Below are 8,632 nucleotides of genomic sequence, written 5' to 3'. Positions count from 1 at the left end.
CATGAAATACGGTATTCTGATGTGACAAAACCTGAATCCTGGTCGTTAAAGTGTTTGTTTGCACTCATATTTTAACTGTTAGGACTCAGGTTTTTTTATTTAAAGCAAACTATGGGACAGCAGTGAGCTTCAAGCTTCCTTTTTATTTGAAACATCTCGTAATAAATTAAGACCCAAGACTGGAATTTAATGCCAACCCAGGAAGCAACTTAGCAGCGATAATGTATACATCTGTATATTAATTGCTGTAAGTTGCGAGATATTTTGCATGTCCACTTCCCTAGACGGTCTTCAATTTCCCATTTCTGCTTCACAACAAAAACCAAGCACATCGAAAATCGGCCGTAACATTATTTCTGAAGCCTTAGGCGCAGTCGATCCTGTACATGCTACCGCAGCACAGCAGGAAAAGAACTGGCGTAAGCAATATCCGCTGCACTTTAAACATCTGGTTGAAGATGGATTACGCTCTGCGGGTGCAGCACTGAGTATTGCCAAGCAAGGTCTGGAAACTGCACATGCCAGCTTTGAATTTTATCGTGATGGCCAGAAGCATCTACTAAAAGATGTGATGTCTCTGCCTGCGCAGAACCTGAATACTTTCCAGCTGAAAGGCCAGTCTGAAAAAGCCCCAGAATGGTATGTGCCCTATCATGGCAAAAAACTGCAAGGACAAGCATTACTGGATCAGATCCAGTCTTGGGAAGAGCATGGTATCGTCGAACCGAGTCATGCCAATGCACTGCGTGAATGTATTGCTCATCCGGAATGGTTTGACCTATCCGATCGTACCACTGTTCTATTTGGTGCCGCTTCTGAAGCAGGTCCACTGACCTGGTTGTCGAAATGGAAAGCCAATATCGTCGCAATTGACCTGCCGAATACCCGTGTCTGGGGCAAGATTTTAGATACAGTGAGTCAAGGCAACGCTACTTTATATGCACCATCAGTTGAAGCCCTTCCTGCTGATACTTCACTGGAAGTTTTAAAAGAAAAACTGGGGGCTAACCTGCTCACTCAGATTCCTGAAATTGCCCAATGGCTGATTCAGTTCAAACAGGATCTGGATCTCGCGGCGATTGCTTATCTGGACGGTGAAAAGCACGTACGTGTTTCCATGGCGATGGATGCCATTATGAAATATGTCAGCAAGCAGAAAGCCAATACCAGCCTGATGTATATGTGCACCCCGACGGATGTATATGCAGTTCCAGAAGAAGTCGTTCAGGCTTCACAAAGCAAATACCAGCAGTTGTCGAAATTGGAAAGTACTTTAACCAAAGGCATTTCACTGATTTCACGCAAGCATTTTTTCCAGAAAAATAAGCAGGATCTGTTTAAGGTTGGCGATAAGTCTTATGGTGTTTGTGACTGTCTGGTCATTGAGCAAGGTCCGAACTATGCACTGGCTAAACGCATCCAGCAATGGCGTGCAACATTGGCACGTGCTAACGGGCAGCAAGTGAGCATCAATATCGCTCCTTCAACAACGACTTATTCTGTGACCAAGAATCCACTGCTGAAAGCTGCATTTAACGGTGCCAGCCTATTTGATGTAGAAGCATTCGCTCCTGAAACCACCAATGCGATTATGGCGGCATTGTGGATTCACGACCTACGTAATCCTGAATCTGTGGCCAATCCTGATATACAACTCAACCATCCACTTGAGTTGATGATGTCAGGCGCAAATCATGGCGGTTTATGGCGTGTGGCTTATCTGGCACGTACTGCTCTGCCTTTTGCTGCGCTGTATGGTTTTGCAACGGATAAATTACCAAAGGGATTATTGGGTAAGAAGTTGAAGAAGTAATTCTTCTTAAATAGATAGATCTCTCTCCAGAGCAAGTTTTAAGGTAATACTCAAATATGGGTTAGTGAAAAAGTATTTTTACTTTACCCTCACCTCCTTGCGTAGCAATGTTACTCATCCCATAGGGAGAGGGTGTTTTCTTTGTGAAATTAATACTTCTTTTGGATCTTCAAGAAGATTCCCTCTCCTGAGCAAGCTTTAAAGCATTGCTTTAAAAGTACAGCGCAAGTGAGGGTTAGAGAGAGGTTTCAATAATTCCCCCTTGCGCAGTGGCGCTGCTCGTCCCATAGGGAGAGGGATTATCATGTGATTTATCTATAACTTCCAAATGGAAATTCCCTCTCCCGAGCAAGCTTTAAAGCACTGCTTTTAAAGCGCAGCGCAAGTGAGGGTTAGGGAGGGGTCATCTTTTATTTAAATCCCTCATCTCTTGCAGAAGAGGAGTACTCCTATCTTCCACAAGGAAATATAAAAATCACCCATAAAAAAACGCTGCCTAAGCAGCGTTTTTTACATCGAATCTTCTTAGAAAACTTTCAGAAGAATCCAGTACAAACCACCTGATAAACAGATCGTTGCTGGCAGTGTAAATACCCAGGCAGACAGAATTGATTTGACCATTTTAAAGTTTAGGCCCGACTTGTTCGCCACCATGGTACCTGCAACTGCAGAGTTCAGGACATGAGTGGTAGATACTGGCATACCAAAGCCATCAGCAGCAGCGATCGTAGACATGGCTACCAGTTCGGCAGACATCCCCTGACCATAAGTCATGTGCTCTTTACCGATCCGCTCACCGACAGTTACCACAATTCGTTTCCAACCCACCATGGTACCTAAACCCAATGCCAAGGCTGTTGCCACTTTCACCCAGGTCGGAATGTATTGCAGGAATGAATCCAGATTGTCACGGTATTCATCGACGGTTTGTTCCTGAGCCTCGCTCATTGCCGGTAAAGCTTCTGCTTTATCCAGACGTTTAAACGCTGTGGTGCTCAGGTACATGTCGTTACGGAATTCTGAAACTTGTGTTTCTGGGACATCTTTAATATTGCTGTAGCTACCGACTTTATCACCCAAATGATCTGTCAGGCTTGCCAGTGCAGGAACAACCTCAGCATTCAATTCTTTGGTTTGAATGTAGGTCGTGATGATGGCACGTGCTTTTTCGTCCGGAATATCTTCATGCTGCGGATAAATCGCATCAGCCGTTTGCGCAGACAACTGGCCAAAAGACTGGATATGAGCTGCATCCAGATTTTTGTTCAGTGAATATGCCAAAGGTACACAGCCGATCAGGATCAGCATGATCAGACCCATACCTTTTTGACCATCGTTTGAACCGTGCGCGAAGCTTACACCTGTACAGGTAAAGATCAGAATGGCACGAATCAGCGGTGGCGGTGGCTTGTTCCCTTCAGGTGGCTTGAACAGTTCAAGCTGCTTTCTGAAGATCTTTTTCACCAGCAGAAATAGCACTCCAGCAAAAGCAAAACCGATCAAAGGTGAGAACAGCAATGCTTTACCAACTTTCAGCACCTGCTCCATATCCACACCAGAAGCGCCACCACCCGAATTCAGCAGGTAGTTCATGATGCCTACACCCAGAATCGAACCGATCAGGGTATGTGAACTGGAAGCAGGAATGCCAAGAAACCAGGTGCCCAGATTCCAGAGAATCGCAGCGATCAGCATGGCAAAGACCATGGCAAAACCGGCACCTGTGCCGACATTCATGATCAGTTCGACAGGCAATAATGCAATGATTCCGTATGCAACAGCACCACTGGCCACCATTACCCCAAGGAAATTACAAAAACCTGCCCACATGACTGCAACCGGTGCAGACAATGCATTGGTATAAATCACGGTCGCAACCGCATTGGCCGTGTCGTGGAAACCGTTGACGAATTCAAAGCCCAGCGCAATGAATAACGCCGTGCCTAAAAGAATCATTGAATACAGACCTATCGGTGGGACATGAGCTAAATCTGAAGTCAATTGGAAGCCGATATAGATCAGCGTGGAGATAATTAGAGTCAGAAACACCGGCATAAAAAATTTCGGTGTTGGCACATGAACATTGGCCGGCTTATCAGAAGGCGACTGTTGTGCTGAACCTAAGGGAGTTTGATTAGAATTCATGCAAGCAGGAATAGAGGATTCAAGAATCCCCATATTGTTCAGTTAAATTGTGACAATTATATGACAAAGTGCTGTCATATAAACCAGTTTTTTAGACTTTCTCGTTGCCGTTTATCCTGTAACCACATGCTCTAAATTTTAAAAATATATCAATATAATCAATTATTTATTAAAAATAAAACGCTTGAATCCCCCAGCTTTATTCATGTTTTGCAATATATCTGATCATTCCTACCCGGCTGTCATATTTCCGAGCCTGTCATATTTGATTAAAGATTAGCTTTGTTATATGACACTCTGATGAAAGCTGCTTACATTTTATTTTCCAGTCGCACGCTTTTATCAAGAACTTTAATTTCCAGATTTCCATCTGTTTTCAACTTTCTATACCGGCTTGAGTTTCTTTATCAAATTTTCATATCAAGCATATCCAGCATTCTGTATAAGCACTACAGAAAACTACGCACTAATCTGTTAAGATTATTGCCGTTTTTGATGCTTACTGAGAAAGTTTGAATGTCCACACTTGCCACCCTAAAAGAACTTCTTGCCAAGAGAATTTTAATTATCGATGGTGCGATGGGTACCATGATCCAACGCCATAAATTGGAAGAAGCCGATTATCGTGGTGAGCGTTTTGCTGATTGGGCATACGACCTTAAAGGCAATAACGACTTACTTGTGCTGACTCAGCCACAGATTATTCAAGGCATTCATGAAGCATATCTTGAAGCTGGTGCCGATATTATTGAAACCAATACCTTTAATGGTACTCGTGTTTCAATGTCTGATTATCACATGGAAGATCTGGTTCCTGAGATAAACCGTGAAGCAGCGCGTCTGGCTAAAGAAGCTTGTGCAAAATACTCAACCCCGGAAAAACCACGTTTTGTGGCAGGTGTGATTGGGCCGACATCACGAACCACTTCTATTTCTCCAAATGTAAATGACCCTGCCTTCCGTAATATCACTTTTGACGAATTGAAAGTGAATTACATCGAATCAACCAAGGCCTTGATTGAAGGTGGCGTCGATATCATCCTGATCGAAACCGTATTTGATACTTTAAATGCCAAAGCTGCGATCTTTGCAGTGAAGGAAGTGTTTAAAGAACTGGGCACTGAATTGCCACTCATGATTTCAGGTACAATTACTGATGCATCTGGCCGTACCTTGACTGGTCAAACTGCGGAAGCGTTCTGGAACTCAATGCGTCATGCAGAACCGATCTCGATTGGTTTCAACTGTGCACTGGGTGCAGATGCCATGCGTCCACACGTAAAAACTGTGTCTGATGTGGCGGATACTTTTGTGTCTGCGCATCCTAATGCCGGCTTGCCAAATGCCTTCGGTGGTTATGATGAAACTCCAGAAGAAACTGCAGCTTTCATTAAAGAATTTGCTGAAAGTGGTCTAATCAACATCACCGGTGGTTGTTGTGGTACCACTCCCGATCACATCCGCGCGATTGCTCAAGCAGTTGAGGGTATTGCTCCGCGTAAAGTACCTGAAATTGAACCAGCATGTCGCCTCAGTGGTTTAGAGCCATTTAACATCACCAAAGATTCATTGTTCGTGAACGTCGGTGAACGTACCAACGTCACCGGTTCGAAAAAATTCCTGCGTCTGATCAAAGAAGAAAACTTCGCTGAAGCACTAGATGTTGCCCGTCAACAGGTTGAAGCCGGTGCACAGATCATCGACATCAACATGGATGAAGGCATGCTCGATTCAGAAGGTGCGATGGTGCATTTCCTGAATCTGGTCGCATCTGAACCTGATATTTCACGTGTGCCAATCATGATTGACTCATCAAAATGGGAAATTATTGAAGCCGGTCTGAAATGCGTCCAAGGTAAAGCGGTTGTTAACTCGATTTCTTTGAAAGAAGGTTATGACGAGTTTGTAGAACGTGCCCGCCTCTGCCGTCAGTACGGTGCAGCTGTGATCGTCATGGCATTTGATGAAAATGGTCAGGCTGATACTGCGGAACGCAAAAAAGAAATCTGTAAGCGTTCTTATGACGTGCTGGTAAATGAAGTTGGCTTCCCGTCTGAAGACATTATCTTTGACCCGAACGTGTTCGCGGTAGCAACCGGTATCGAAGAACACAACAACTATGCAGTAGATTTCATCGAAGCGACTGGCTGGATTAAACAGAACCTGCCAAATGCGATGATCTCTGGTGGTATCTCGAATGTATCTTTCTCATTCCGTGGTAATGAGCCGGTACGTGAAGCGATCCATGCAGTATTCCTGTACTACGGTATCCAGCAAGGTCTGACTATGGGTATCGTAAATGCCGGTCAGCTGGCGATTTACGATGACATCGACAAAGACCTGAAAGATGCAGTTGAAGATGTGATCCTGAATCGTAACCAGGGTGAAAGCGGCAATGAAGCCACTGAAAAACTGCTTGAAATTGCTGAAAAATACCGTGGTCAAGGTGGCGCTCAAAAAGCGGAAGAAAACCTTGAATGGCGTAATGAACCCGTTGAAAAGCGTCTTGAATATGCGCTGGTCAAAGGTATCACTACCTACATCGATCAGGATACTGAAGAAGCTCGCCTGAAAGCAGTTCGTCCACTCGATGTAATCGAAGGCCCATTGATGGCGGGTATGAACGTCGTTGGTGACCTGTTCGGTGCCGGTAAAATGTTCCTGCCACAGGTGGTGAAATCTGCACGTGTCATGAAACAGGCCGTAGCTTGGTTGAACCCGTACATCGAAGCGGAAAAAACCCAAGGTGAAGCCAAAGGTAAAATCCTGATGGCGACCGTAAAAGGCGACGTACATGACATCGGTAAGAATATCGTAGGCGTGGTACTGGGCTGTAACGGTTATGACGTGGTTGATCTTGGTGTGATGGTGCCATGTGAAAAGATTCTGCAAACTGCGATTGATGAGAAAGTTGACATCATCGGTTTATCTGGTCTGATCACCCCTTCTCTAGATGAAATGGTCTTCGTTGCTAAAGAAATGCAGCGTAAAGGTTTTAACATTCCATTGATGATTGGTGGTGCGACGACTTCTAAGGCACATACGGCTGTGAAGATTGCCCCTCAATACCAGAATGATGGCGTGTACTACACAGCTGATGCCTCTCGTGCTGTAGGTGTAGCGACTCAATTGCTTTCTTCCGAGATGAAGCCAAAACTGGCAGCAGACTATGCAGCGGATTATGAAAAAATCCGTACCCGTCTTGCCAACAAACAGCCGAAAGCAGCGAAACTGTCTTATGCTGAATCGGTTGAAAATGGTTTCAAAATCGACTTCGACAAGAATGCACCAGTCAAACCAAACTTCATCGGTTCACAAACTTTCACCAACTATCCTTTAGAAACCTTGGTGGAATACTTTGACTGGACACCATTCTTTATTTCCTGGAGTCTGGCAGGCAAATTCCCGAAAATTCTGGAAGATGAAATCGTTGGTGAAGCAGCACGTGATCTGTATGCACAAGCACAAGCAATGTTGAAAGACATTATCGACAATAAACGTTTCGATGCGCGTGCAACGTTCAGCATCTACCCTGCAAATCGTACCGGTTCAGATACGGTTGCGGTAACAGATGAAGCTGGCAATGTAACGCATACCTTCGAGCACCTACGTCAGCAGTCTGACAAAGTAACTGGTAAAGCGAACTACTCTCTGGCTGACTTTATTGCGCCTAAAGATGTGGCTCAGGATTACTTGGGTGGCTTTACCGTTTCGATCTTCGGTGCGGAAGAGTTGTCTCAGGAATATAAAGCCAAAGGTGATGACTATAATGCAATTATGGTTCAGGCCTTGGGTGACCGTTTTGCGGAAGCGTTCGCAGAGCATCTGCACCAGCGGATCCGTAAAGAGTTCTGGGGCTATCAGGCAGACGAAACGCTGGACAATGATGAATTGATTAAAGAGAAGTATGTCGGCATCCGCCCTGCACCGGGCTACCCTGCTTGTCCTGAACATTCTGAAAAAGCGCCATTGTTTGACTGGTTAGGTACGACTGAGAAGATGGGTACTTACCTGACTTCTAGCTTTGCAATGTGGCCACCTTCATCAGTAAGCGGTTTCTACTATGCGAACCCTGAAACTGAATACTTTAACGTGGGCAAAATCTCTGGCGATCAGCTGGAAGATTATGCAAAACGTAAGGGCTGGACACTGGATGAAGCGAAACGCTGGTTAGCGCCAAATCTGGATGATTCGATCGTGTAAGAATCCTCTAATTTAGAGTAGAAAAAATCCCCTCACTTGAGGGGATTTTTTGTTTTTTTAAATCTCCCCTAACCCCTCTTTTTCAAAGAGGGGGAATTTCGCGTATCAAATTGATTACGTGACAACTCCTCCCTTTTCTAAAGGGAGGTTGGGAGGGATTGAATCTTATATTTTTTAAAATCATAGAATGATAAAAGTTTTCTGAAATCAGAAGTATTCTTATCTTCGAATTCTAATAAAAATAATTTTAAATCATCTAAAGATAATTTTTCTGTATGAGTAAAATAAGCTACAGCTTTTAATTTATTACTCGCCACAATTTCTTCTGAACTATATATATCTGCAATAGATCTCTTTCATAAATCAAAAAACGATCTTCTTTTTGGTTAATATTTGCACTCCAGATTTCTTGGCATTCATGCATAATCTGCGGATGAAATACATCGATTCAAACAAGCTTTCTGATCCTCA

At 44.1% G+C, this 8,632-nt stretch carries 3 protein-coding genes; 2 read left to right on the top strand and 1 reads right to left on the bottom strand.

Annotation, left to right across the window (positions count from 1 at the left end):
* The first annotated feature begins 268 nt into the window (after nt 1–268).
* The gene (locus tag ACEWB7_RS16575) at nt 269–1,813 is read left to right on the top strand and encodes a hypothetical protein (protein WP_312319520.1); all 1,545 of its coding nucleotides are present in this window, start codon (nt 269–271) and stop codon (nt 1,811–1,813) included.
* Between the two features lie 525 nt (nt 1,814–2,338).
* Here the strand turns inward: ACEWB7_RS16575 and ACEWB7_RS16570 are convergent.
* Nucleotides 2,339–3,958: an inorganic phosphate transporter gene (locus ACEWB7_RS16570; RefSeq protein ID WP_312319517.1), complete on the bottom strand. Its 1,620-nt coding sequence runs from the start codon at nt 3,956–3,958 to the stop codon at nt 2,339–2,341.
* A gap of 516 nt (nt 3,959–4,474) precedes the next feature.
* Here ACEWB7_RS16570 and metH point away from each other — a divergent pair.
* Nucleotides 4,475–8,161, top strand: coding sequence for a methionine synthase (metH, locus tag ACEWB7_RS16565; protein ID WP_312319513.1), 3,687 nt, complete (start codon nt 4,475–4,477; stop codon nt 8,159–8,161).
* Nucleotides 8,162–8,632: the final 471 nt, after the last annotated feature.

The organism is Acinetobacter sp. NIOH-H-8 (assembly GCF_046635365.1).
GTDB lineage: Bacteria > Pseudomonadota > Gammaproteobacteria > Pseudomonadales > Moraxellaceae > Acinetobacter.
Note: the sequence above shows the minus strand (reverse complement) of the source record. Positions and strands in the feature narration are given on the sequence as shown.